The sequence below is a fragment of the Elusimicrobiota bacterium genome (assembly GCA_026388095.1).
GTDB lineage: Bacteria > Elusimicrobiota > Elusimicrobia > UBA1565 > UBA9628 > UBA9628.
Map to the genome: position 1 here is coordinate 13,290 of JAPLKL010000052.1, position 24,630 is coordinate 37,919.

25 protein-coding genes are annotated in these 24,630 nt (G+C 67.8%); 6 read left to right on the top strand and 19 right to left on the bottom strand.

The window, feature by feature from the left end; translation table 11 throughout:
* Window position 1: 1 nt before the first annotated feature.
* Both NTY77_14110 and NTY77_14115 read right to left on the bottom strand, forming a co-directional pair.
* Window positions 2-1,198 carry a class I SAM-dependent rRNA methyltransferase gene (locus NTY77_14110; protein ID MCX5796623.1) on the bottom strand — a complete coding sequence of 399 codons (1,197 nt, stop codon included), beginning with the start codon at window positions 1,196-1,198 and terminating at the stop codon, window positions 2-4.
* Window positions 1,185-2,006, bottom strand: a complete 822-nt coding sequence (locus tag NTY77_14115) for an SAM-dependent chlorinase/fluorinase (protein MCX5796624.1) — start codon at window positions 2,004-2,006, stop codon at window positions 1,185-1,187. The genes NTY77_14110 and NTY77_14115 overlap by 14 nt, the downstream gene beginning before the upstream one ends.
* Window positions 2,007-2,223: 217 nt before the next feature.
* Here NTY77_14115 and NTY77_14120 point away from each other — a divergent pair, with 217 nt between their 5' ends.
* On the top strand, window positions 2,224-3,288 hold the full coding sequence (locus NTY77_14120; GenBank protein ID MCX5796625.1) for an OmpA family protein: 1,065 nt from the start codon (window positions 2,224-2,226) through the stop codon (window positions 3,286-3,288).
* Between the two features lie 86 nt (window positions 3,289-3,374).
* Here NTY77_14120 and purB read toward each other — a convergent pair whose 3' ends face one another.
* Genes purB through NTY77_14140 form a run of 4 tightly spaced genes read right to left on the bottom strand, consistent with a single transcriptional unit; the run spans window position 3,375 to window position 8,847 of the window.
* Window positions 3,375-4,685, bottom strand: a complete 1,311-nt coding sequence (purB, locus tag NTY77_14125; GenBank protein ID MCX5796626.1) for an adenylosuccinate lyase — start codon at window positions 4,683-4,685, stop codon at window positions 3,375-3,377.
* Complete coding sequence (locus NTY77_14130; GenBank protein ID MCX5796627.1) at window positions 4,682-5,926, bottom strand: MFS transporter; 1,245 nt, start codon at window positions 5,924-5,926, stop codon at window positions 4,682-4,684. The genes purB and NTY77_14130 overlap by 4 nt, the downstream gene beginning before the upstream one ends.
* A 16-nt stretch (window positions 5,927-5,942) precedes the next feature.
* On the bottom strand, window positions 5,943-6,542 hold the full coding sequence (gene pyrE, locus NTY77_14135; GenBank protein MCX5796628.1) for an orotate phosphoribosyltransferase: 600 nt from the start codon (window positions 6,540-6,542) through the stop codon (window positions 5,943-5,945).
* A 16-nt stretch (window positions 6,543-6,558) separates the two neighbouring features.
* The gene (locus NTY77_14140; GenBank protein ID MCX5796629.1) at window positions 6,559-8,847 is read right to left on the bottom strand and encodes an AsmA family protein; all 2,289 of its coding nucleotides are present in this window, start codon (window positions 8,845-8,847) and stop codon (window positions 6,559-6,561) included.
* A 111-nt stretch (window positions 8,848-8,958) separates the two neighbouring features.
* On the opposite strand from NTY77_14140, the gene NTY77_14145 reads away from it, so the two are divergent.
* Window positions 8,959-9,606, top strand: coding sequence for a hypothetical protein (locus NTY77_14145; GenBank protein MCX5796630.1), 648 nt, complete (start codon window positions 8,959-8,961; stop codon window positions 9,604-9,606).
* 52 nt (window positions 9,607-9,658) lie between these two features.
* On the top strand, window positions 9,659-10,279 hold the full coding sequence (locus NTY77_14150; protein ID MCX5796631.1) for a hypothetical protein: 621 nt from the start codon (window positions 9,659-9,661) through the stop codon (window positions 10,277-10,279).
* A 4-nt stretch (window positions 10,280-10,283) separates the two neighbouring features.
* On the opposite strand, the gene NTY77_14155 is transcribed toward NTY77_14150, so the two are convergent.
* The 12 genes from NTY77_14155 to gcvT all read right to left on the bottom strand — a co-directional run bounded on the left by NTY77_14155 (window position 10,284) and on the right by gcvT (window position 21,038).
* Window positions 10,284-10,874: a hypothetical protein gene (locus NTY77_14155; GenBank protein MCX5796632.1), complete on the bottom strand. Its 591-nt coding sequence runs from the start codon at window positions 10,872-10,874 to the stop codon at window positions 10,284-10,286.
* Window positions 10,871-11,608 (bottom strand): hypothetical protein, encoded by a 738-nt coding sequence (locus tag NTY77_14160; GenBank protein ID MCX5796633.1) that lies wholly within the window; start codon window positions 11,606-11,608, stop codon window positions 10,871-10,873. Before NTY77_14160 ends, NTY77_14155 begins: the two co-directional genes overlap by 4 nt.
* The gene (locus NTY77_14165) at window positions 11,605-12,066 is read right to left on the bottom strand and encodes a hypothetical protein (protein ID MCX5796634.1); all 462 of its coding nucleotides are present in this window, start codon (window positions 12,064-12,066) and stop codon (window positions 11,605-11,607) included. The genes NTY77_14160 and NTY77_14165 overlap by 4 nt, the downstream gene beginning before the upstream one ends.
* Window positions 12,056-12,526, bottom strand: coding sequence for a response regulator (locus NTY77_14170; GenBank protein ID MCX5796635.1), 471 nt, complete (start codon window positions 12,524-12,526; stop codon window positions 12,056-12,058). The genes NTY77_14165 and NTY77_14170 overlap by 11 nt, the downstream gene beginning before the upstream one ends.
* Window position 12,527: 1 nt before the next feature.
* Window positions 12,528-12,965 (bottom strand): response regulator, encoded by a 438-nt coding sequence (locus NTY77_14175; protein ID MCX5796636.1) that lies wholly within the window; start codon window positions 12,963-12,965, stop codon window positions 12,528-12,530.
* A gap of 70 nt (window positions 12,966-13,035) precedes the next feature.
* Window positions 13,036-14,547: a glycosyltransferase family 39 protein gene (locus NTY77_14180; GenBank protein MCX5796637.1), complete on the bottom strand. Its 1,512-nt coding sequence runs from the start codon at window positions 14,545-14,547 to the stop codon at window positions 13,036-13,038.
* Between the two features lie 4 nt (window positions 14,548-14,551).
* The gene (locus NTY77_14185; protein ID MCX5796638.1) at window positions 14,552-15,796 is read right to left on the bottom strand and encodes a hypothetical protein; all 1,245 of its coding nucleotides are present in this window, start codon (window positions 15,794-15,796) and stop codon (window positions 14,552-14,554) included.
* The gene (locus NTY77_14190; GenBank protein MCX5796639.1) at window positions 15,796-16,026 is read right to left on the bottom strand and encodes an Lrp/AsnC ligand binding domain-containing protein; all 231 of its coding nucleotides are present in this window, start codon (window positions 16,024-16,026) and stop codon (window positions 15,796-15,798) included. The genes NTY77_14185 and NTY77_14190 overlap by 1 nt, the downstream gene beginning before the upstream one ends.
* Window position 16,027: 1 nt before the next feature.
* Complete coding sequence (locus tag NTY77_14195; GenBank protein ID MCX5796640.1) at window positions 16,028-16,645, bottom strand: hypothetical protein; 618 nt, start codon at window positions 16,643-16,645, stop codon at window positions 16,028-16,030.
* A 26-nt stretch (window positions 16,646-16,671) separates the two neighbouring features.
* Window positions 16,672-19,539, bottom strand: coding sequence for an aminomethyl-transferring glycine dehydrogenase (gene gcvP / locus NTY77_14200; GenBank protein ID MCX5796641.1), 2,868 nt, complete (start codon window positions 19,537-19,539; stop codon window positions 16,672-16,674).
* The gene (gene gcvH / locus NTY77_14205) at window positions 19,526-19,927 is read right to left on the bottom strand and encodes a glycine cleavage system protein GcvH (GenBank protein ID MCX5796642.1); all 402 of its coding nucleotides are present in this window, start codon (window positions 19,925-19,927) and stop codon (window positions 19,526-19,528) included. The genes gcvP and gcvH overlap by 14 nt, the downstream gene beginning before the upstream one ends.
* Window positions 19,914-21,038, bottom strand: coding sequence for a glycine cleavage system aminomethyltransferase GcvT (gene gcvT / locus NTY77_14210; GenBank protein MCX5796643.1), 1,125 nt, complete (start codon window positions 21,036-21,038; stop codon window positions 19,914-19,916). Before gcvT ends, gcvH begins: the two co-directional genes overlap by 14 nt.
* An 83-nt stretch (window positions 21,039-21,121) precedes the next feature.
* Between gcvT and NTY77_14215 the strand changes: the two genes are divergently transcribed.
* Window positions 21,122-21,964: a hypothetical protein gene (locus tag NTY77_14215; protein MCX5796644.1), complete on the top strand. Its 843-nt coding sequence runs from the start codon at window positions 21,122-21,124 to the stop codon at window positions 21,962-21,964.
* A gap of 84 nt (window positions 21,965-22,048) precedes the next feature.
* Here the strand turns inward: NTY77_14215 and NTY77_14220 are convergent, their stop codons facing one another.
* Entirely contained in the window at window positions 22,049-22,261 is a 213-nt protein-coding gene (locus tag NTY77_14220; protein MCX5796645.1) for a hypothetical protein, read from the bottom strand.
* Window positions 22,262-22,401: 140 nt separating this feature from the next.
* Here NTY77_14220 and NTY77_14225 point away from each other — a divergent pair, with 140 nt between their 5' ends.
* The gene (locus NTY77_14225) at window positions 22,402-22,716 is read left to right on the top strand and encodes a ferredoxin family protein (GenBank protein MCX5796646.1); all 315 of its coding nucleotides are present in this window, start codon (window positions 22,402-22,404) and stop codon (window positions 22,714-22,716) included.
* Window positions 22,713-24,626: a C39 family peptidase gene (locus NTY77_14230; protein ID MCX5796647.1), complete on the top strand. Its 1,914-nt coding sequence runs from the start codon at window positions 22,713-22,715 to the stop codon at window positions 24,624-24,626. Before NTY77_14225 ends, NTY77_14230 begins: the two co-directional genes overlap by 4 nt.
* Window positions 24,627-24,630 lie beyond the last annotated feature (4 nt).

Consider the following 24,630-nt stretch of genomic DNA (forward strand, 5'->3'; position numbering starts at 1 on the left):
CCTAGAGGACCTCGAGCAGAGCGAAGTGCAGGTACTCGGTCTCGGGCATGGCCAGAAGCACCGGATGGTCCGCGGCCTGGCCCCGCAGGGCCGCGAGCCTCGCCGGCTTGCGCGCCTTGGCCTGGGCATGGCGGAGCATCCCCACGAAGGACTCGCGGTCCACGTGATGCGAGCAGGTCGAGGTGGCCAGCAGGCCCCCGGGAGCCAGGGCCTTGAGCGCGAGGCTGTTGAGCTTGGCGTAGGTGCGCAGGGCCTTGGCGAGGTGCTTCTTGGAGGGCACCAGGCTGGGCGGGTCAAGCAGGATCAGGTCCGGCCGGAAAGGCTGGCGGCCCGCCACGAAGCTCTCCAGGACCACCTCGGCGTCGGCTTCGTCGCAGGTGAGGAGCTCCGAGACCCCGTTGACCTCGGCGTTCTCTTTGGCGAGCGCCACGGCCGGGCCGGAGCTGTCCACGGCCAGGACGGCCTTGGCCCCGGACTTGGCCGCGTTGATCGCGAAGGCGCCGGTGTAGCAGTAGAGGTCCAGGACCGTGCGGCCGGAGAAGTGGGGCCGCAGGAAGGCCCGGTTCTCGCGCTGGTCGAAATAGTGGCCGGTCTTCTGGCCGGCTCCGATGGGGACCCAGAAGCGCAGTCCGCCCTCGTTGATGGCCACGCGCTCGGGCACGGTCCCGGAGAGCAGGCGGCACTCGCCGGGCAGGCCCTCGAGCTGGCGCTGGCGGTGGTCGTTCTTAAGGAAGATGCCGCGGGGGTCGAGGAGCTCCTTCAAGGCCGCTTCGATGAGGGGCAGCCTCGCCTCCATGCCCGCTGAGAAGACCTGCAGGACGATGATGTCTCCGTAGCGGTCCGCGACCAGGCCGGGCAGCCCGTCGGACTCGCCGAAGGCCAGGCGGAAGGAGGTCTCGCCCGGGAGGGTCTTCTGGCGGTAGGCCAAGGCCGCGGCGAAGCGCTTGTGGAAGAAGGCGGCGTCTATGGCCTCGACTTTTGCGCTGAGCATGCGCGCGGCGATGAGGCTGTTGGGGTTGTAGAAGGCGACGCCGAGGCATTCCCCCCCGGCGGTGAAGACCTGGGCGAGGCTACCGGGCTCGGCCTTGCCTTCGACCTGTGCGATCTCGTTGGAGAAGACCCAGAGGTGTCCGCCCCGGAGGCGGTCCTCCTGGCCCGGCTTGAGCTTCACGGCGACGAGGGTCTCAGTTTCGGGCATGGACTTGGTCTCCTGGCCGGGCCTTGCGGGCGCGGCTGAAATCTCCGTTGCGGATGGAAAGCTCCAGGTAGCCGGAGGAGCCGATGAGGGCGAGGGCTTCCTTCGGCTTGGCCTCGGCGTAGTGGCTGCGCAGGGGCAGGCGCCGGCCTTTGAAAGAAAGGGTTTCAGATGAGGCCACATCCTTCGCTGATAGGTTCGTGACGGCGTTGCCGAAGCGGTCGATGATGAGGATTTCGCCGTTGACGCCCTGCTTGTCCCGCCGGGGCCGAGGGAAAGGCAAGCGCTGGATGTTCGCGACCTTCGGCCCGAGCCGGCTCGTCTTCAAGCCTGCGGCCAGCCTCCCAGCCACAGGGGCGAAGATGTCGCGGCCATGAAAGGTTGCGCTGACTGTGGGCAGCCAGAGCTTCTTGTTCTCAACGGAGCGGATCTCGACAAGGGGGTCCTTAACCCAGCTTAGGAGGCCGTTGTCCGGAGCCAAGAACTGGTGCCTGGCCGTGCGCGCGCACAGGATGCGGCGCTGTGAGCCCACACCCGGGTCCACCACGCAGACAAAGAGGCTGCCCTTAGGGAAATACGGCACGCTCACGCGCAGCCAGAAGGCTGCCGTCTTGACGTCCTGCGGTGGTATCTCATGGCAGAGGTCGACGATGACGGCCTTGGGGCAGAAGGACAGGATGACGCCCTTCATGACCCCCACATAGGGGTCGTGATGGCCGAAGTCACTCAGCAGTACGATGGGACCCCCGGATTGTAGTAGAGATAAGCGGGCTTCCGGACAACATATGAGGGAATTATCGTAAGCAACCATCCCTGCCACCCCCCATGGGGGGCTGGCGCACCAAACGCTATAATAGCAAACCGCCGCCGGAGTGGGCGTCAGGACCGGGCAGGAAACATCAGGCGGGTCGCGTCGAGGCAGGGCCGTGGCTACGCTGAGTGGAACTCATCAGCCGGAGGTTCTGGACACAGCGACCGGAAAAGATAGAGAATGGAGCCGTTGTGATTCCCTGCTCAAGGAGCTGTTCATGAGATTCTTGGCCGCCGTGATGCTGACCATCCTTGGCGCCGCGCCTCTGGGTGCCGAGGACCTCACCGGCCGCTTCGCCGCGGGCGGCGGCGTGGGCGCAGGCGTCCCCGTGGGCACGGCCTGGGTGAGCCAGCATGCGACCATCGGGCCTCTCGTGGGCGGCTTCCTGCGCTACGGCGTAGACAAGAACCTGGGCTTGGGCTTCTCCTATGACAACCTGGGCTTTGGCAAGGGCGGCATCAGGGTCCAGCCCGTCCTGGTCAACGTCTACTACAACTTCAACCCCGGATCTCCCTTGAACCCCAATATCCACCTCGGCCTGGGCGGCGCGGACGTCCGCCGCAACGAGCAGGGCCGGGAGACCACCTTCGCCAACAAGCTCGGCGTGGGCGTGGACTATTTCGTGCACAACAACGTCGCGGTCGGCGGCTTCATGGACTATCTCTTGGGCTGGTACAAGTCGGGCGCGAGTCATAACACGAATCATGAGCTCCACGCCATGCTCTTCGGCGCGAGCTTGTCCTTCTGGTTCGGTGCTGGCCGTTCCTCTGAGCTGGCGCGCGCGGCCGCGCCCGAGTTGGCCCCGGCTCCCGCGCCGGAGATCTTCGCTCCGGCTCCGGTCGTCGCGGCCGCGCCGGCTCCCGCGCCCGAGATCCCCGCGCCGGCTCCGACCCCGGCGTCGGCTCCCATCGTCGTGCCTCCGGCCCAGGCTGAGCCGGTCTCCGTAGACCTGCTCATCCACTTCGACCCGAACATGTCCGTGATCAAGCCCCAGTACATCGAGAAGCTGATCCAGGCCGCCGAGCTCCTCAAGGCCAACCCGGAGGCCCGGGCCGAGATCGAAGGGTACACGGACAATCAAGAAGGCACCCCGGAATCCAACATGGTCCTTTCGCAGCGGCGCGCCGACGCTGTGCGTTGGACGATGGTCTCCCGCTACGGCGCGCCCAGGGACCGGATCCAGGCCAAGGGTTACGGCCGGACCAAGCCGATCGCGGACAACAAGACCCGGGCGGGGCGCGCCCAGAACCGGCGCGTCATCGCCACCTTTACCGGGATCTAGCAGGCTCCGATGAGCGCTTCAGGGAAGGCCCACGACCCCCTACGTGGATGTACCCCAACCGAGCCCTTCGACCGCGGCATCATTCGTCACGTCACGCCCCCGCGGGCCAAGAGCTCTTTGACCGCGCCCTTATAAGCATTGAGGTCGAAGCAGGCGGCCAGCTCCTTCTTGGAGAGCGTCTTGGTGACCGCCGCGTCCCCCTCCAGAGCCTTGAGGAACGGCTCGCGCGTCTTCCAGGTCTTCAGCGCGTTGCGCTGCACGAGCTCGTAGGCTTCCTCGCGCGAGAGCCCGGCGTCCACCAGCCGCAGCAGGACCGTCTGGGAGAAGACCAGGCCGAGCGAGCGGTCCATGTTCTCCTTCATCCGCTCGGGGTAGACCTGCAGCCCGTCGAGCACCTTCTTGAACCGCGCCAGCATGAAGTCCAGCGCGATGTGCGCATCCGGCAGAACCACGCGCTCGACCGAGGAATGGCTGATGTCGCGCTCATGCCATAAGACGATGTTCTCCACCACGGCAGACTCGTAGGTGCGGATGAGCCTGGAGAGGCCGCAGAGGTTCTCGCACAGGATCGGGTTGCGCTTGTGCGGCATGGCCGAGGAGCCTTTCTGCCCCTTGCCGAAAGGCTCCTCGACCTCCAGGACCTCGGTGCGCTGCAGATGCCGGATCTCGAGGGCGAAGCGCTCGATGGCCGCGGCGGAGAGCACCAAAGCGTGGAAATGCTCCGCGTGCCGGTCGCGGGGCACCACCTGGGTCGCCACCGGCTCGGGCTTTAGCCCCAGCTTGCCCAAGGCCTTGAGCTCCAGTTCCGGCCCCACCTGGGTGAAGCACCCCACCGCGCCGGAGAGCTTGCCGAAGCTTACGGCCTCGCGCGCGCGGCGCAGGCGCTCCATGCTGCGCAGGGCCTCCGCGTGCCAGCCCGCCAGCTTCACCCCGAAGGAGATGGGTTCCGCGTGCACGCCGTGCGTGCGGCCCACCATCCAGGTCTGGGCATGCGCGCGCGACAGAGTGCGCAGACGGCCGGCGACCTCCTCCCAGTCCTTGAGCAGCAGGTCAGCGGCTTCCCGCAACTGCAGGGCCAGGGCCGTGTCCAAGATGTCCGAGGAGGTCAGGCCGTAGTGCAGGTAGCGGTTCAAGGCCGGGGCCGAATCCTTGATCTGCGCGCTCACGGCCGCGAGCAAGGCGATCACCTCATGCCCGGATTTCGCCTCCAGGGCCACCACCTGCTCATGGAGCCCGTGATGCGTCGCGGCCTTGAAAGCCTTGAGCTCGGCCGCCGGGATGCCCTTTTGCGGGGCCAGGACCTCCAGGAACGCTTCCTCGACGCGCAGCATGATCTTGAGCCGGTTGTCCTCGGCCCAGATGCGCGCCATCTCGTCGCGGGAGTACCGTTCGATCATGTCAAGACCTCCATCAATCCTTCGCTGTGCAGGCCCGCCTCGTGCAGGCCGTCCTCATCCGGACGCAGCTCCTTGCCGAACCTCTTGAAACCGAAGGCGGCGAGCGCTGCCAAGGCCGCGATGATGAGCCACGGCGCCGGGCTCCAGCGGGGGCTGAGGACCTGCAGCCCGAGCCCGCCGAGGAGGGGCCCGCAGGCCGCCCCCGATTGCAGCGCCAAGCCCTGGAATCCGAGATAGCGCCCTTTGAGCTTCTCGGGCGCCAGGTTGGCCGCCAGGGTCTGCAGCGCGGGCGAGACCGTGACCTCGCCCAAGGTCACGACCGTCATGGCCGCGGCCATGAGCGCGAAGCCGGTCGCGAAGCCCGCCCAGCAATAGCCGGCCGCGTAGAGGAGACAGCCCGCGGTCAGCATCGCGCTCAGACGCACGGCGCGCAGGCTCCGCGAGATGGGAGTCTGGGTCAGGACCACGAGCGCGCCGTTGAGGGTGAAGAGCAGTCCCACCTGGGCCTCGCTCAGCCCCACATAGCGCACCGAATGCACGGCCAAGCCGACGGTGAGCTGGGCCATGACGGCCGCGATGAGCAGGCCGTAGCCGCAGAGCCTCAGGAAGCGCCGGTCCGCGGCCACGCTCCAGAGCTCGCGCCAGGAGAAGCGGCTCTCCGGCCGCAGCCGCGGCATGCTGGTGACGGTCCAATGCACCAGGCCCAGGCAGGCCAGGCAGGCTACGCCGGAAGCCGCGAAGAGCAGGGGATAGGAGTGCTCCGCCATCACCCCTCCACAGGCCGGGCCCAGAGCCCAGCCCAGATTGATGGCCACGCGCAGCTTCCCATAGCCGAGCAGCCTTTCGTGGGGCGGAAGGGCGGAGGCGATCCAGCAGCGCACCGCCGAGTCATAGAAGCTCCCGCAGAAGCCGGCCAGCACGTGCAGGGCGATGAGGGCGCCTACGGGAGCCTCCCGGGCCATGGCCCAGGACATCAGTGCCACCATCGCGGCGCGCGACGCGACCGAGGCCTCCATCACCCGCTTGGAGCCCATGATGTCCGAGAGCTCCCCGGCCAGGACCTGGCCCACGGCCGTGCCCGCCAGCATCAAGGACAGGGCCGCCCCGACCCAGCCCATGGGCAGGCCCCGGACTCGGTGCAGGTACAAAGCGAAGAAGGGATAGGAGAGGGCCAGACCCGCGACCAGGACGCATTGGCATACCAGGAGCGCCCAGAGGCGAGCCCGGACGGGCGCGCTCATCTCGGGGCGCTACGCATCATTCCCCCTCGACCGGGCCGACCGCCGGATTCCGGCTCGCGTCGGTCAGCGCCACCCCGTCTGCGCACTGCGGGCACGAATCCGGGGCGAAGACCTGGAGCGGATAGGAGATCAAGGTTCGCACGGGCACGCAGAGCGCCAAGCCCTTGACGGAGCGGTCGACTACGCCGCCCACGCCCACGACCTTGCCGCCGTAGGCCTGGACCAGGACCACGATCTCGGCCGTCAGGCGGCCGGTGGTCAGGACGTCCTGGACGATCAGGACGCGCTCGTCGCGCTCGATGCGGAAGTCGCGGCGCAGGGCCATCATGCCGCCGATGCGCTCCGTGAAGATCGCCCGGCACCTCTTGGCGCGCGCCACCTCCTGGGCCAGGACCACGGAGACCATGTTGGGGGCGATGACCACGTCGATGTCCTGGAGGAACTTGGCGGCCAGGGCCTTGGCGATGCGCTGGGCCACGTGCGGGTACTGCAGGACCAAGGCGGTCTGCACGTAGACCGGACTGTGCAGGCCGGAGGCCAGCTGGAAATGACCGCTCACCACCGCGCCGTGCTCCTGCAGCAGCCCCAGCACGTCCATCTTGTTCAGTGCGCCCATGGTCCCTCCCTGCGATTCACAATTGCCGGAGCTTGTCCAGCGCGGCGTAGCGCTTCTTGGCCTTGGCTCGCGCCTGTCCCACGGCCTGCTCGATCTCGTCGCTCGCCATCTTGCTCAGGCGCGGCTCCAGATCGGGCAGGCTGAGTTCTCCCTTGACCCGGAAGGCGATGGCCGCCCGGCCCTTCTCGTCCTGCCACCACTCCGGCAGGGTCGCGCTGTAGCTGGTCAGCCGGGTCCTGATGTTCATGTCCACAGTCTCTTTGCCGAAATCCGCGACGCCGTCCGCAAAGGCGACCATCTGCGGGCTATCCACGTAGAACAGGCGAGTGGTGACCACCCCCTGGCGCAGCCCGTACTCCCCTTCGATGCGCGAGAAGTCCAGGCTTTTGGGATAAGCCGTGGCCGTGCTGAAGATGGAAAGCTTGTTCATCTTATGCATGTAAATGAACGGGAGGAATACTATTCTAAGAAAATTATTGGAGGCCTGTACCGCCGGGATGTCGCCGACCCGGCCCGGGCCGAAGCTCACCCGCACGTCGCCGCTGACGCGCTTGAGGGAGGGAGACACGCCGCGGATGTCCCAGAGCAGGTCCACGTTGTTGAAGGCGAAGTTCTTGTGCGCCACGGAGCCGATGGTGATCTGCCCGACCGTGTCCGGGAAATTCCTGGGGATGGCGTACTTGAAGGTGCGCAACCAGGTCCGCGGCCGGTTCGCGGACGCGCCGGTGCCGGCGGGGCTTCCGATACCGCCGGCTTGCGCCGTGTGCGTGGAAACCTTGGCCGCGATCTCGCTGATCAGAGCCTGGGCCTCCTCCCAGCGCACCCGATCCACCGAGCCTTGGATCGCCACCTCCTTGGGGTCCTTGAGGTCGCGCACCCTGGCCTTGAGGGAGACCCTGGAGTCGAGGAAGCGCAGGGCCAGACGGTCCAGCCGCAGGTCGTCCTTCTTGAGGCTGGCTGCGACGGAGAGTCCCGAGAAAGGATGGGAGTAGAAGCGCCCCTCGCCGCCCGCCACCGAGAGCGAGACGTCATCGAGGCCCTCCGATGCCACCAGCGAGACATCCCCCCCGTCGATCGAAAAATCCCGGAAGCGTCCCGCGGCGCGGTTGACCTTGAGGCTGCCCTTGCGGACCTCCAGCCGGCCCCAAGGGCCGGCCACGCCGATGTACCCGCTGAGGATCCCCTTGAGGCCTAGGCGCCGCCAGGGCGGATAGGCGTCGCCGGCCTGGCTCAACGGGAACTGCGCCACGCTGACCTCGGCCTTGAGGGTCGCCGAGCTGAAATCCACCAAGCCCATGGCGCTGGCGGAGAACGGGGGAGCGTCCACGCGCAAACGCCGCACGCGCAGACGCCTCGCGGCCGGGAAGGCGGCGCGCAGCTGCCAGCGGCTCGCGGGCAGCCTCAAGTCCAGCTCCCGCCCCAGGAGCCGCCGCCACTCCTCGGGCCCGAGGGCCGGCAAAGACACCGCCAGGTCCAGGTCCGACGGCGGCAGCCCGGTGGCGACGCCCGAGCCGCGGACCTCGAGGCCGTCCACCGTGAGAGCGACGCGCTTGGCGCGCAGGTAAGCCTGGCCCCAATCGAGACCAGCCAAGGACGCCTCGCCCTCGACGGCCAAACGGTTCTTGACGGTGCGGCCGCGGAAGCTGCTGGAATTATCGCAGGCGGCCGCGAAGGAAAAAGGCCGGTCCAGGGCGAACCGGGAGACCGCCAAGCCGACGTTCTCGAAGCGGTATCTGCTGTCCTTGAGCCGGTCCTCGACCGTGATCAGCCCCTGGTCTATCTTGGTATGCTCGGCGGCCAAGGAGAGGGGCAGCGAGAAGCGGCCCAGGGGCATGGCCCGCGCGGCGTGCGTGGAGGTGAAGATGTCGGCCAGGTTCCAATTCCCGGACGCGTCGCGCACGAGCTGGATCGAGGGCGCGACCAGCCTGACTTGGTCGAGCTCCAGACGGCGCTGCAGCAGGGCCGAGAGCTTCACCGTCACCAGGACCGTCTCGCTGGTCAGCAGGTACTGGCCCGGCATGTCCAGCCGCTCCACCACGCGCAGCCCTTTGAGCTTGACCCCGTGCGGAGCCAGGAGCACCTTGTCGATCTGGACTGGACGGTGCAGGAGGTCCTGCAGCTGGTCCACGAAGACCGAGCGCACACGCTCCTCGTTGAAAGCGGCGCGCAGGCCCAGATAGGCGGTCGCCGCCAACAGCACGGCGAACAGCAGGCAGAGCCCCAGACCCCGGAGCACGGCATGGACGAGATAACCCAAGCCCTTCCAGGAATAGTAGAAGAAACCGCCTTTGCCTTTCCGGCCCATAGGACTCGCCGGTCATTCTACCAAATGCGCCGTCGCGCCCGGTCCCCGCCTCTGTAACAATTCCGCACTTGCGCGGAATGGGTCCGTCTGTTATATTATCGGGATAATTTCATGCAACTCATCTGGGCATCGATCTTGAGCCTGGGGCTCTGCGGCGCGGTCGCCGTCTCAGCCCAGCCCCGTAGCGCCGCGCCTGCGGCGGTCCAGTTCCCCAACGCAGCAAGATCCGGCAGTTGGGGGTTCCGCCCGTCTTTCGGCCCTATGGAGTTCCAATCCCTCCTCCAGCGCTTCGTCGACGAGCAGTATCTCAAGAGCTTCCGGCGTCTGGGGATCGAGGATGATTTCGACCATGGGCATCTCCTCTTCGATGCCCGGTCGCCCCAACGGCCCGTCGCGATCCTCTACCACACCCAGGAACTCAGTTCGGACTCATCCCTGGACCCGCGGGCCCGCAACTGGCTCCAATGGGTCGACCGGGGCACGGTGGAAGACGCCTCCCGCTACGAGCGCAAGACCTACCCGCATTCCGCGTCCTGGGACTGGTTCCTCCAGAGGGAGCTGGCGGCCCTGCGCCAGCGCCACACCATCCTGGACAAGATGCTCGACCCGGCCCTGCTCGGCGTCGAGGTCTCGCAGAGCCGCCAATGGGTGTTCACCCGCGTGGGCTGCGGCGTCGCGGATGCGGCGCCCGGCTCCGACCTCATCCGGGTCGTCCTGCCCGCCGGACCGGCCGTCTGCCTGTCCCTCAGCCAGTCCTGACCCGCCCCTGCGCTTGACGAGGACTTGACCCGCTGCAGCCATACTATCCCTGATGGACACCAAAGGGGAGGTGGCCGCCATGACAAAAAGCTCGCGCCCGGTTCTGGCCCTGGCCGCCGCGCTGCTGGCCGCAATGAGCGCGGCCTGCGCGACGGTGTCTCTGCGTTCTCCGGAATCGCGCCGCGACTTCGCTGATTCCGTCATCGAGAACTGGTCCAGCTATTCCCGGCTGCAGGCGGCCAAGCTCATGCAGACTTACGGGCCGCCCGACCAGGTCAAGCACGCCGAGCTGGTCTGGAACGACAAAGGCGTCTGGCGGAAGATCCGGGTCTGGGACATCACGCCGTACTATGATTCGGATGTCGGAGCCCCGAACCTGGAACAGACCATCTCCTACCCTGTCCTGCCCGAACTCCGCGGGCAGCTGGCGTCCTTGAACGGCAAGCTCCGGGTCTCCACGGACGGGACCGAGCTCTCGGCGCGCGGCGCCAGCGAGGAGAGCATCCTCTTGACGCTGAACCTGGCCGATGAGATCGTCCTGGGCCGCAGGACGCCGGATGAGGCGAACCGGTTCTACGCCAGCACGCTCGAGCTCTCACTCTCCGGGAAATCCTCGCCGTATATGGAGCGGCTGCTGTTCAGCCCGGCTCCCCTTTCGGAGAAAAGGCCCTAGCGCCTCAGCCGGCGCCCAGGAGCATAGCCGCGGCGGCCGCGGCCACGGGCATCCACAAGTTGTCGTTGAAGAACCGTGTGGTGGGCAGCAATTCCACGATGGTCGCCGCGAGCGCCGCGCCCGTCGCGGCCGCAGCCCCGAGGCCGGCCGCCCAGCCGACTCCCAGACAGACCAGCAGGCAGGCCAGGCTGCCTTCGACCGTCTTGGCCGAACCCGGCAGGCGGTGGCGGCCCCAAGCTTTGCCGGCCAAGGCCGCGGCCGCGTCGCCCAAAGCCAGACACAGCAATGCCGCAGTCACCACGCGGGGCCGGCCGCCGGCGATGAGGAACGTGGCCAGACAGCCCGCCGTGGTGTGGAAGATGCCGGAGTAGGAGCGGTGCTCGGTGTCACGGATCATGCCCTGGAAGAACCCGGTCAGGACCCGGTTGAGCCGCTCGGAAAGGAACCGGCCGGTCTCCACGCAGGTCACCAGGCCCAGCCAGGCGGCCAGGAGGACGAGCACCCGCGGGCAGCCGATGAGATGGTAGGCGGCCAGATAGACGAGCGAAAGCATGTGGAAGGCCTTGCGCCCCAACTCCCTTCTCAAGTCGGTCATGGGCGGTAGCCTTTCCGTATCGGACCAACGAACCATTTGAGGGACCGGTAGCTCCCGGCCCAGAAATCGGCCGAAAGGTGCAGGACTTGCCGCAGGGGCCCGGCCACGGCCACGGCCCGCGGGAAAAGCGCCTTGGTCAGCGCCATGACGACCAGTCCGTTGCAGAGCGCGATGACAGCCAAGGAGAAGACCAAGCCTCCCGCGACGGCCAAGTCCGGCTGCCGCCGCTGCCAGAGGCACTCGGCGGTCATGAGCAGGTGTCCCGCCAAGGTCGCGCCCATGAGGGCCAGGAATCCTTCCAGCCCCAGGCGGCCCGGGGCCAGCCACTGGAGCAGCCGGTAGCCGACCACCACCAGGACCGTGTAGATGGGCACGCAATAGGGCGCCAGCGAGATGAAGGCGCCGGACCGAGAGAGGTCCACGTGCCCGCCGTCGCTGCGGACCTCCATGCCGTGCACCTCAGCGCCTATGGACCAAGCGGCCAGGACATGGGTGAACTCATGCCCGAGCACATAGACCCAGCGCAGGGCCCTCAAGGCCCGCGCCCCGGCGGCCCGGCCCCGGCTCTGCGCCGCCAGCCCCAGCAGCCACAGCCCGGCGGCGGCTCCGGCGCCCGCCAGGAAGGGCCAAGCCGAGGGCGCGTGCGCGAAGACCGCGCCCAAAGACTGCGCCGCGGCGAAGACCGTCAAGGCCGCGGTCGGCAGCAGGGCCAAGCCTAGGATGAGGCGGATCACTCCAGCATGTGATCCTGGTGGGAGATTTTCTTGGCGTCGAGCTCTTTTCTCCAGAGCTCCTTGGCCGCCGCCATCTGCCGCCGGCAGCGGATCACCCAGCGGCTCTCGGGCGGCGAGAAAAGCTCGACGCCGGTCCGGAACCAGACATAGGCGTACTTGAGCGAGCTTTCCTTCATGGCCTCGTCGCGCTCGAAGCGCGCCAGGGCCAGCCGCGCATCGAGTTCGGCCGGGGTGATGCGGCCGACCTGCCGCTCGCCCTGGAGGCGCGCCTGCCTCTCGGCCAGCATCCGGTCGAGGTGAGCCGCCTTGAGCTCGGGACGGCGGTCCCATTCCAGATACTTCTCACCCTCCAGATAGGCCGATCGGGCGCGCAGCCAGACGTCGGCATAGGCCATTCCGTAGACGGCCAGCACGCAGGTCAGGAGGGTCAGCAGCCTGCGGCGCAGCTCAGAACCCACCGGTCATGGGGCGCCCGCGGGCGGTGCGGTCGATGGCCGGAGGGCGGGTCTGGAGTATGCTGTGGATGAGGGCGGAGAGGGCCGCCGGGCGCATGGGCTTGATGAGGAATTCCTTGACGTTCGGCTCCCGGCGGACCATGGCGACCTGATTCTCGTCCAGATTCCTCCCGGTGATGACGATGATCGGGATGCCGCCGTTGCCGGTCGCCTGCAGTTCCCTGAGCACCTCGTAGCCGCCCTTGCCCGGCAGCATGAAGTCCAGCAGGATGAGGTCCGGCATGAGGGCCTCGGCCTTGCGCAGGGCCTCCGGTCCGTCCACGGCCCGATCGGTCCGGAACCCTTCCTGGCGCGCCACGTGCTCGAGGATGTCGAGCACGTCCTCGTCGTCGTCCACCAGGAGTATGAGCTTCTCCTTGGGGTCGCTGAGGACTGGTTCGGGCCGGCCTTCCTCGTTTTCCATCTCAAGCTCCGCCGGCGGCGCCGCTGAATTCCGGGGGGTGGGTCTTGAGAATCCTGTGCAGGGCCATGGCCAGGACCACGGGCTTGAGAGGCTTCTCCATGAAGTCGATGACGTTGGATTCCTGGCGTATCATCTCCACCGTGGTCCGGTCGGTGGAACGGCCGGTGATGATGAGGATGGGTATCCTCGCGGTCTCGCCGCTCTGCAGCTGGCGCAGCACCTCGAAGCCGCCGTAGCGGGGCAGCATGAGGTCCAAGAGGATGACGTCCGGCAGCAAGGCCTGGATCTTGTTGAGGCCCTCCTCCCCGTCGCCCGCCGTCTCGACGCGGAAACCTTCCTTCTTGACCACGAACTCGAGCAGGTCCCGGACGCTCTCGTCGTCATCGACGATCATGACAAGTTTGTCGGAACTCTTGGCTAGGCCTTCCCCATCGGTCATGGCAGCAATTAAACCATTTGGAATCCGGTCGTTCAAGCGAGTTGGACGGGACGCCGCACGACGCGCGAAGTCAGAGGACCTCGATGATGACGAACTCCTCCAGGGGTTCCCGGCTGAAGGTGAAAGGCAGGAACCCGGAGATGCTGGAGTAGAACCCGCCCTCGCCCCCCCAGCCGCTGATCAGGCGCAGGGGCAAGGCGCAGTCCACCCTCAAGGTGAGGACATTGCTCAAGAGCGGCCGGCGCGGCGGCGCCAGACGGAGGTTGGTGCGGGAGGACACCACGACGTCCCCGCGCGTCAGGTAGCGCGCGGCGACCTCTGCGGCCATGGCTTTCTGCGCCCCCGCATACCGCCAATCGACCCAGGCCACAGCCAGGGCCAGGGAAAGCGTCACGGCGAGGGTGGCGCCATAGAGCCGCGCCAGGACTCGCCGGGGCAGGCGCGACTCAAGACCGGCCGCCCCGGCGAAGACCATCGGCGGCAGGAGGAACAAGACGGTCCTCGCCATGATGCTCCAATACGAGAAGGCCACGGCGCCCGCCGAAACCAGCCAGGCCGCCCAGAGGCCCCCCCCCCGCGCGCGCCCGGAGCCGGGGCCCAAGACCTGCGCGAAGGAGCACACCGCGCCCCACGCGAAGAACGCGCCCATGAGCCGGTCACCGAACCTCACCCCGGGCGCCAGATCGAGCCACGGCGAGAACAACGCCGCGGCCACAGCCGCAGCCGCGGCCCATAGCGCGGTCCGGCGCCGCGAGCCCGGCTCGGCCAGGAGCGGCCAGGCCAGCGCGCCAGCGGAGCAGCCCCCGGCGCAGGCCAAAAAAGACCGGGTCCGATGAGACCAGTGGGACCAGAAGGAGTGCGCCGCCCCGCCGGAGACGGCGCCGACCCCGCGCAGGACCGCGCCGCCGGTGGCCAGGTCGCGGACCAGGAAGCCGCCCAACCCCAGCAGCGCCAGACCGCAGTAGCCGGCGATGCGGCGCGCGGACGCGCCCCGGCTCCAAAGGAAGAAGGCGGCGACCGGCAGCAGGAAGACCGCGAGGTATTTGGACAGGAGGGCCGCGTCCAAGAGCAAGGCCGAGGCCACCAGCCAGCCGGGACTATCCTCGTCGCATCCGCGCACCAAGGCGTAGAGCGCGGCGAACCCGAAAGCCGCGGCCAGCTTCTCGGTCATGAGATGATTCATGTTGATGAGATAGGCGGGAGAAGACAGCACGATGAGCGTGGGCCATAGGGGCCTGGCCAGGAAGCGCGCCGCCAGCAGATAGAGCGACAGGGCCGCGACCAGGTCCAGCGGGAAGAAAGCCATGCGCATGGGCAGTTCGCCGCCGCCCGTCGCACGAAGCGCCCCGGCCAGGAGGTAGAGCAGCAGCGGTGGATTGTTATTGATCCGGGGCCAAGGGGTGGCGCCGATGTCGCTGGCGGCTCCCCCGGGCAGCGGCCCCCAAGGCCGGCGCAGGATCTGCCCCGCCAAGTCCAGGAAGAACGGTTCATCGATGTGATAGGCCTTGGCCCAGAACGGCGCCATGATGAGCAATGTAAAGACCGCCACGACGAGGATGTCGCGCCTGCGCTCGCCGGACATGGGCTCAGAGGTAGGTCGCCAAGGATTCGAAGTAGCCCGCAGGCCAGGCCCGGCGGATCAAGGCCAAGGACCCGAGCAGGTCCCAAGTCCCGATCAAGAGGGCCGCGGCCCCCGCCGTCGCGCACAAGGCCAGTCCCGGCAGGCGAGTCGCCGGATCCGGGAGCTCGACCGCCAACAAGAGCGCGGCCGGCGCAGCCAGGGTCATGAACCGCGCAAAACCGTAGCAGGCCCACGGCCCGGCCAAGCAGAGATTGAAGGCCAGGACGATCCCGAGCCAGCACACCAGGGCCCATTGACTCGACCGCAGGCGGACCCAGGATGCGGCCAGGACCGCCGCATAGAATCCGACGGAGGCCGCCAAAAGCCCCTGGCGAAGCCGGACCGGCCCCGGGAAAGGCCACTCCGAGGCGAACAGGCCGCGCGCCAAGGCCAGGCCGGGCAGCTGCAGCAGGGGACCTCCGAAGATCTCCCTCTGCACGCGCAGATTGATCCAGGGTTCGTGGAAGCGCAGGCCCAGGTAGCCCTGCATGAGGGCCAAGGGCAGGACGCTGGCCAGAAAAGGCAGGAACATCCTCAGCCCGCGCAGGCCGTGCCTCCCGACCAGGACGGCGCCCATAACGAACAGGATCAGGAAGCCGGATTTCTGAGTGACCATGACCAAAGACGCGAAGACCACGGCCCAGACCATATCCTCGGCCAGGAACCGGTCGAACGCGGCCAGGAAGAGGCATACGAACACGGGTTCCACGAAATTCAAGCTCCCGGTCAGCACCCATGTCGGCGGGAAGAAGATGAACAGCGCCGCGGCCAGCAGGGGCCGGGAGCTCCGGGCGCAGGCTAAGCGATAGAGCAGCACCACGGAGAGGGCGGCCGCGACCTGGGAAACGGCCAGGGCGCTGACCCGGCTGTCCCGGATCACGAGGGCGGCCAGACGGATGAGGAGCGGATAGAATGGGAACCAGCCGGTGAAATACTCGGAATTCCTGAAGGCCGGGAATATCTCATGGATGCCGACGTAGAGCTGCGGATAGGACTTGGAGATGAGCAGGTAGACATGCCCGTCATAGTAGAGGGCCAAGTCGCGCCAGGGCAGACCGGAGACCGCGCTGGCCAGAGCCAGGAACGAGACTCGGAACGCCAGGGCGAGCAGGAATAGCCCGGCCCAGCAGGGCCGCGGATGCCCGCGGGCCCAATGTTCGAGCCTGGCCCAGGCCCCGCTGGCGGGGACCGGCGGGGAGCCGGATGGCACTAGAGATTGGTCGTGACCAAGGTCTCGGTGGCGTCTACGCCCTCGACTCCCCGCACCTTGCTCACCACCAGGCCGCAGAGCTTGTCCATGGTGTCCGCGTCGGCGGAGAGGATGCAGTCCCAGCCGCCGAAGACCATGAACACGTCCGTCACCCCGGGCACGGCCCGGATGCTCTGGATGGCCTTCTGCTCCTTGCCCGGCGCCAGCTTGCAGAGAACGAATGCTTTCATGTCATCTCCTCCTGTTCCAAGAATCAGACGCGTACTTCTCCGCGAGGGCCTCGGCCGCCGCCAGCCATGACCCATCCACGCTGAAAGTCAGCGGCCCCCACTCGCGGGCGAGTCCCTCTCCCATCGCCGCCTCGAGGCCTTCCCGGCCAGCCGCCCGCAGAGAGCCTTGATAGAGTCCTCGCCCGAGCCGGCGGCGCAGGGCGCCGCCCAGCAGCTTGCGGCCGCTACCGTCGACGATGTCGAAAGCCTCGGGGCCGGCGAAGCAGCGGCTCTGGCGCTGAGCCGCGGGCGTTTGCGCCATGACCGCCTCCAGCCCCAGCCCCTGCAATCCCCCCAGCACCCCGCGATGGATGCCCTCGTAGACGCGCAGGGGAGGACTCAGGCGTGGCCAGGGGAAGACCATGGAGAAAGTCAGGTCCCCGTCGTGGAAGACGATGCCTCCGCCCGTGGCCCGCCGCACCGTCTGGGAGGTCGGGATGCCCGCGGCCTGCGCGGCGGCCGAGGCCGTGGCCCAGTTCTGGCTATAGCCGAAGGTCAAAGCCGGGCCGGCCCAGCGGAAGAAGCGCAGTACGACGCTGCCCTCCGGGCATAGGACCAGCGTCGCCTCATCAAGCGCCATCTGATGAGGGGCGTCGAGGACCGGGCCTAGGACTCGCGTGGCGAGATGCAACAGAAATTGCGGTCGCCGAAGGCGTTGTCGACGCGGCCCACGGCCGGCCAGAACTTATGCTCGCGCAGCCAAGGCGCCGGATAGGCCGCCTTCTCCCGGGAGTAGGGATGGCTCCAGGAGTCCGCGCACACCGCCGCGGCCGTGTGCGGGGCGTTCTTGAGCGGGTTGTCGGCCCGGTCGGCCTTCCCGGCCTCGATCTCGCGGACCTCGGCGCGGATGGCGAGCATGGCCGCGCAGAAGCGGTCGAGCTCGGCTTTGGACTCGCTCTCGGTCGGCTCGACCATCATCGTACCCGAGACCGGCCAAGACACGGTGGGCGCGTGGAAGCCGTAGTCCATGAGCCTCTTGGCCACGTCGTCTACGGTGATGTCAGCGGCCTTGAGCTGGCGCAGGTCGATGATGCACTCGTGGGCCACCAGGCCCGTGCGGCCCTTGTAGAGGACCGGGTAGGCGTCGGCGAGCCTCTGGGCCACGTAGTTGGCGTTGAGGATGGCGACGCGCGAGGCGTCGGCCAGGCCCTGCGGCCCCATCTGCGCGATGTAGGACCAGGCGATGGGCAGGATGGAGGCGGAGCTGAAGGGCGCCGCCGAGACAGGCCCGATGCCGGTCCCCCCCTCCGGGGCCAAAGGCGCGCGCGGCAGGTGCGGGGCCAGCGCCTTGGACACGGCGATGGGGCCCATGCCCGGGCCGCCGCCGCCGTGCGGGCTGGCGAAAGTCTTGTGGAGGTTCAAGTGGCAGACGTCCGCGCCGATGTCCGCGGGACGGCAGAGGCCGACCTGCGCGTTCATGTTGGCGCCGTCCATGTAGACCAGGCCCCCGTTCTTGTGGACGATATTGCAGAGCGACTGGATGCCGGCCTCGAAGACGCCGTGCGTGGAGGGATAGGTGACCATGATGGCGGCCAAGGTGGCGGCGTGGGCCTCGGCCTTGGCCTTGAGGTCCGCCAGGTCGATGTCGCCCTCGGCCGTGCAAGCCACGGGCACGATGTCCATGCCGGCCAGAGCGGCCGAGGCGGGGTTGGTGCCGTGGGCCGAGACCGGGATGAGGCAGGTCTTGCGCAGGCCCTGTCCGTGGTCTTCGTGGTACTTCCGGATGACCAGCAGGCCGGTGAACTCGCCCTGCGCGCCGGAGTTGGGCTGGAAGGACACGGCGTAGAAGCCGGTGATCTCGCAGAGCCAGGCTTCCAGGTCCTTGATGAGCTTGCGGTAGCCTTCGGCCTGCTCGGCCGGGGCGTAGGGGTGGATGGCCCCGAACTCGGGCCAGGTGATGGGGATCATCTCCGAGGCCGCGTTGAGCTTCATGGTGCAGGAGCCCAGCGGGATCATGGAGGTCGTCAAGGACAGGTCCTTGGATTCCAGGCGCTTGATGTAGCGCAGCAGCTCATGCTCGCAGTGGTAGCTGTTGAAGACCTTCTGCGTGAGGAACGGGCTCTGGCGGGCCAGGGCCGCGGGCAGAGCGGCCTCGGCCTGCAGCTCGCCGAGGGAGAAGCCGGTCTTCTTGCCGCCGTTGAGGGCCTCGAGGATCTCCTCGACGTCTCCCTCCGAGATGGTCTCGCCGAGGGCGATGACCAAAGTGGAGTCGTCGAGCTGGCGCAGGTTGATGCGCTCCAGGCGCGCCGCCGCGACCGCGGCCTGGACCTTCTTGGGGTCCGCGCTGAGGCGCACGGTGTCGAAGAAGGGTTCTGTGGAGAGCTTCCAGCCCAGGCGGCGGGAGCCCTCGGCCAAAAGGGCAGCCAGGGCGCGCAGACGGCCCGCGATGCGCTTGAGGCCTTCGGGGCCGTGATACACGGCATAGAACGAGGCGGCCACGGCCAGGAGCACCTGCGCGGTGCAGATGTTGCTGGTGGCCTTTTCGCGGCGGATGTGCTGCTCGCGGGTCTGCAAGGCCAAGCGCAGGGCGGGACGGCCTTGGGCGTCCTTGGAGACCCCGATGATCCGTCCCGGCATATGCCGCTTGTACGCGTCGCGGCAGGCCATGTACGCGGCGTGGGGACCGCCGCAGCCCAGGGGCAGGCCGAAGCGCTGCACCGAGCCCACGGCGATATCCGCGCCGAACTCGCCCGGGGCCTTGAGGAGCGCGAGGCACATCGGGTCGGCGGCCACGACGACCAGGGCGCCGGCCTTGTGGGCGCGCTCGACGAAAGAGGCGTAGTCGCAGACCTTGCCGTCGGTCTGGGGATACTGCAGCAGGACGCCGCAGACCTTCTGCCCGAAGACGAACTGGTCGTGGTCGCCGACGATGACCTCCACGCCGACGGCCGCGGCGCGGGTCTTGACCACGGCTATGGTCTGGGGATGGCAGCCTTCGGAGACGAAGAAGGCCTTGGCCTCGGGGTCCGCGGCCAGGGCCTTGCTCATGGACAGCGCCTCGGCCGCGGCCGTGGCCTCATCCAGGAGAGAGGCGTTGGCGACCTCCAGGCCCGTGAGCTCGCAGATCATGGTCTGGAAGTTGAGCAAAGCTTCGAGGCGGCCCTGGGCGATCTCGGCCTGGTAAGGGGTGTAGGCGGTGTACCAGCCGGGGTTCTCGAAGATGTTGCGCTGGATGGCAGGCGGTGTCACCGCGTCCTGATAGCCCATGCCGAGGCAGGAGCGCCAGACCTGGTTGCGGCCAGCTATGGCCTTGAGCTCGACGAGGGCCTCGGGCTCGAGCAAAGCGTCCGGGAGGTGCAGGGGCCGCTTGAGGCGGATCTCCGCGGGCACCGCGGCGTCGGCCAGCTTCTCAAGGGTCGCGTAGCCCAGGAGCTTGAGCATCTCGGCCGTGTCCTGCTGGCTCGGGCCGAGATGTCGCCGGGCGAAGCAATCCGCCGGCGGGACCGCCACGGCCTTGGCCTCAGTGGCCGGCATGGGCTTCGGCCGTATTGAGGAAGGCCTGGTACGCGTTCCAATCCATGAGCTTGTTGATCTCGCCGGCCAAAGTGGGCTTCATCTTGAACAGCCAGCCCTGTTCCATCGGGGAGCGGTTGACCACGGCGGGGTCCTTGGTCACGGCCTCGTTGGCCGCGGTGACCTCGCCGGCCACGGGCGCGTAGATGTCGAAGGCGGCCTTGACCGATTCGACGACGCAGCAGGCCTCGGCGGCCTTCAGCTGGCGGCCGGGCTTGGGGGGCTCGACGAAGACGATATCGGTGATCTCGTGCTGGGCGTGGTCCGTGACGCCGACGACCGCGGCCCCGCCTTCGAGGCAGATCCACTCGTGGGTCTTGGTGAAGCGGCAGTTCTCAGGCTTTGGCATTTTTGAGCTCCTTTGAGACGTAGAAAGGCATGCGCACGACCTCGGCCGGGACTTGACGGCCATGGATCTCGACTGCGGCCTGGGCGCCGGGTTTGAGGTCGGGCCGGTCCAAATAGCCCATCCCGATCCCGACGCTGAGGGTGGGCGAGAATGTGGCGCTGGTGAGGGTCCCGGCGGGCTTGCCGTCCACGAAGACGGCGTTGCCGGGCCGGGGCACGCCGCGCTCGCAGAGCCTGATGCCGAAAAGCTTGCGCTTGAGGCCTTCGGCCTTCTGCTTGGCGAAATGCTTCTTCCCGATGAAATCCCCCTTGTCGAGCTTGACGACCCAGCCGTAGGAGGCTTCGTAGCTGGAGTGCTCCATGTCCACGTCCGAGCCGTAGAGCAGGTAGCCGGCCTCCAGGCGCAGAGTGTCGCGGCAGCCGAGCCCGCAGGGCTTGACGCCCAACGGCGCGCCGAGGCTCATGAGGCGCTCCCAGAGCTGGGCCGTGAGCGCCGCCGGGACGATGAACTCGCAGCCTTCCTCTCCGGTGTAGCCGGTGCGGGTCACGATGCCGGGCTGACCCAGGACGTCGGACTCGACCGCGGTGAACCGCCCCGGAAGCTTGGCCACTGCGGGCCATTCCTTGGCCACCAGCTCCAGGGCCTTGGGGCCTTGCACGGCGATCATGCCGTAGTCGTCGCTGACGTTGGCGAGCTGGACCTGGAAGCCCTGGGCCTGCTTCTGCAGCCAGGCGAAGTCGTTCTCCAGGGTGGCGGCGTTGACCACGAGGAAGTACTTGTCCTTGCCCAGGCTCGAGATGATGAGGTCGTCCACGATGCCCCCATCCGGGTTAGGCATGTGGGAGTAGATGGCCTGGCCGGGGCCTAGGCGGGCGATGTCGTTGGTGTTGGTCTTCTGGAGGAACTCCAGGGCCTGGGGCCCGCGGACCCAGATCTGCCCCATGTGGGAGACGTCGAAGAGGCCGACGCCATTGCGCACGGTCTGGTGTTCCTTTAATATGCCTTCGTATTGGACAGGCAGCTCCCAGCCGTGGAAGTCGACGATGCGGCCGCCGTATTTCTTGTGGGTCTCGTAGAGCGGGGTCCTGCGGGCAGTGGTGGTCGAGGTCATAGGCTAAAAATAGCAAATTGCCGCGAGCCCTTGCCAACCAGCTGACCCTTGACTATCCCTGACCCACCTGCAATAATCACAGTATGGAAGAAGAGGCTCCTCGCCGCAGCAGCAAAGGCATAGCCGTCCTGGCGGTGCTGGCTGTCGCCGGGTCGGCCGTGGGCGTCATGATCTACCAGCTTACGCAGAAGGAGAAGCCCGCGGCGGATATCGCGGGGTTCGACATCTCCAAGACCCAGGAGAGCCGCCCGGCGCCGTCCTCCGCCCAGGCGCTGCCGGGAAGCGCTGCGCAGACCGACCGGACCATGTTCCAGACCGAAGACCTGGGCAAGATGCGCTTCGGGGTCGGAGGCGGGAACACGGCCAAGGCCATCGCCCAAAAGGCCGCGGACAGCTTCACCGCGGCCTGCCGCAAGGCGGAAGGCATGGTCCAGGCCCTGGCCATCTCCTACACCAAGCGCTATCCGAGCATCTCCAAGCTGGGCCGGGACTGGATGGGCTATCCGGACCTCAAGAAGCTCAACGACGACTACATGCGCGACCATGATCCGGTCGCGTTCCTGCACGGGACGGCCCAGTCCAAGAACTTCGCGAAGTTGCTGGTGAAGTACGCCGCCGACCCGGCCGTGCAGTCCTTCGTCAAGGAAGGCATCGTGAAGGCGCCTGGCGACGTGACCTCCTCCGCAATGAGCCTGGTCAAAGAGGACAACTCCGTCAAGACCGTGGTCTCCAACGCGGTGTCCGCTTTGGGCCTGCCTCCGGTCCTGACCGCCCCCATCTTGGAAGGAGGCAAGGTCGACGAGAAACAGGTCATGGGGCAGATCATGCAGGGCAACCCGGGCCTGCAGGGCGCGATGCAGGACCCGAACGTGCAGAAGGCCCTGCAGCAGCAGCAGCAGGGCGCTGCCCCCAGCGGCCGCCGCTGAAATAAAAGGGACCCTCCCCCATAGTAGGGAGAGGGTCTCTGGACGGAGCCGCAGCCCCGATGCTCCTAGCCCGCCGGCGACCGACTACTGGTTCCTGACGCAGTACGCGCTGGAGCCGGTGCCCACTTGGTGGTAGCCGGAGGAGCAGTTAAGCCCGGTCGATGTGTTGGAATTGCAGTTGGAGCTGCTCGAGGAAGAAGATCCCCCGCACCCGCCGCTCTGCTGGCATGGGTCGCTGGAGCAGCTTATGGCCCCCATCAACATGACGAAGAACGCCGCAGCCATCAGTCTCTTCATATGAGTCCCCCAATCACATTCGTAGTAGTAGTTTAGGGCCCGAAAGCCCGGCTGTCAAGAGGTTTCTCCTATTTTTATTGATTTTTTATCGAAAGGGGCCAGCCGTTGACGCGCTCTCGGCAAAGAAGTAATCTCTAAATATGGCACATGTTATCACCGGGATATGCCTGGGGGAGACCTATGCGCGCTGCGCCGGGGTCTGTCCGGTCGACGCCATACACCCGGGCATCTTTAAAGACGAGCCTTTCATGGCCATCGATCCGGAAGCCTGCATCGATTGCGATGTCTGCACCCCGGAATGCCCCATCGGCGCCATCGTCGGGACGGTGGATGCCGAGCCCGCTTGGACGAAGATCAACGCCGAGCTGGCGCCCCAGTTCAAGAAGAACCCCCCTCTCACTCCCAGGCCGGCCGACGAGCCGCCGCGCAAGCCCGGCCACAAGCTGGTCCGGTGAACCACACCTGGGTCCTGCGCACGCCGGGAGATGCTGCCGCCTACTCCAGCGAGGGGTGCGAGCGGCTGCCTTTCGCGCAGGGCGTGTTCCGGACCCGGCGCGCCAGGGCCTGGATCGAGTCTTCGGTCCTGGAGGCTCCCGCTCCCTTCGACGACGTGGTCGGGTCCTGGAATGCGGACCTGCCCCCGGGCTCCCGCCTCGGGTTGGAGGTCCAAGTTCGGCAGGAGGCAGCCTGGTCCTCCTGGTACTCTCTGGGCACGGCCCTGGGCCTGCCCGCCCGGCGTCTGGAGCTGCGCTCACCCGGACCCCAGGAGGACGCGCAAGGCCTGGTAGCGGCCGACACCCTCAAGCTCAAGTCGCCGGCCTGCGCCCTGCGCTACCGGCTGAGGCTCCTGGCCGCGCCGGGACGCCCCGTGGTCTTGCGCCAAGCCGCGCTGACGGTCTCCGCGCCCGGAGCCCCGGCCGAGCCGCCGCCCTTCCACGCGGGCCCTTGGATCCGCCGGCTCAAGGTCCGGGGCCGTTCCCAGTTCACCGCGCCCGAGGCCTACCGGCATGACATCTGCAGCCCGACCTCTTTGTCCACGGTCCTGGAGTATTGGGGGGTGCTGCGCAAGACGGTGGACATGGCCGAGCGGGTGCGCGACCGGAGCACCGGAGACTTCGGGAACTGGACCTTCAACATGGCGGCGGCCGGCGCCCTGGGCCTCGACGGCCTGGTGGCGCGGCTGGACAGCCTCGACGACCTGGCCGCGGAGATCGCCTCCGGACGGCCGGTCGTGGTGAGTCTGACTTTCGGGCCCGGGGAGCTGCCCAGAGCCCCGATCCGCCAGACCAAAGGACACCTCATGGTCGTGACGGGCTTCACCCGGAGCGGGGACGTCATCGTCATGGACCCGGCCGGCCGCACGGCCCGGCGCACCAGCCGGGTCTATGGCCGCCGGGAGTTCCACCGGGCTTGGCGCGTCAACAAGCGGGGTCTCACCTATCTCGTCAGCCCCCGGGTCCGGAGGCGCTGCCTGACCGTGGGCGTTCCCGCGGCGGACCTCTGGGACGCGCCGCAGCCGCGCCGCACGAGCGGCCTGGATCTGCTGGCCCTGGACCACCATTCCCAGCTCATCTACGGAGAGCGGATCACCGTGCTCGCGGCGGAAGGCGCCTGGGTCAAGGTCCAGGCCGAGGAGCCGGCCCATCCCGGCCGCAAGGGCCGCTGGCTCGGCTGCACGGGCTGGATGAGGGCCGCGGAGCTGACCGCCGCCGCGCCGGTCTCGGCGGACGCGGTGGTGCGCACGCGGCAAGCCATCCTGAAGACCCCGGCCGGGCTGCTCACTCTCTCCGTGGGCACCCGCCTGCGGCGCCTCGGCGAGGCCGGAGGCGCGGCGCGGGTCAGGCTTCTAGACGGCAGCACGGCCGACGTGGCGACCGACGCCCTCGCCGCCGCGCCGATTCCGGCGGGCCAGGCGCGCCGCCCGCTGATCCTGCAGACCGCGGAGCTCTTCCTGGGGACCCGCTACTATTGGGGCGGCCGCTCGGGCGTGCAGGAGGAGCCGTCCATCGGAGTGGACTGTTCGGGACTGGCCTGCTTGGCCTACCGGGTCTGCGGGCTCGACCTGCCGCACAACGCGCACGAACAGCGCCTGCGCAGCAAAGCCGTGACTCGCCGGGGTCTGCGGCCCGGCGACCTCGTCTTCCTGAGCGCCGGCGCCGACTCCCGGAAGATCACTCATGTGCTGATCTACACGGGCGGCGACGGACTCATCGAAGCCCGCTGGACGGCCGGCCGAGTGCTGCGCTGCACCTTCGCCGAGCGTTTCGGGATGCCGCTCTCGGCCCTCGAATCCGGGCGGCTGGTGAAGGACATCACCTTCCCCCGCCCGCGGCGCCGGCGCGTCTTCTTCGGTTCCTACTTTTAGTAGA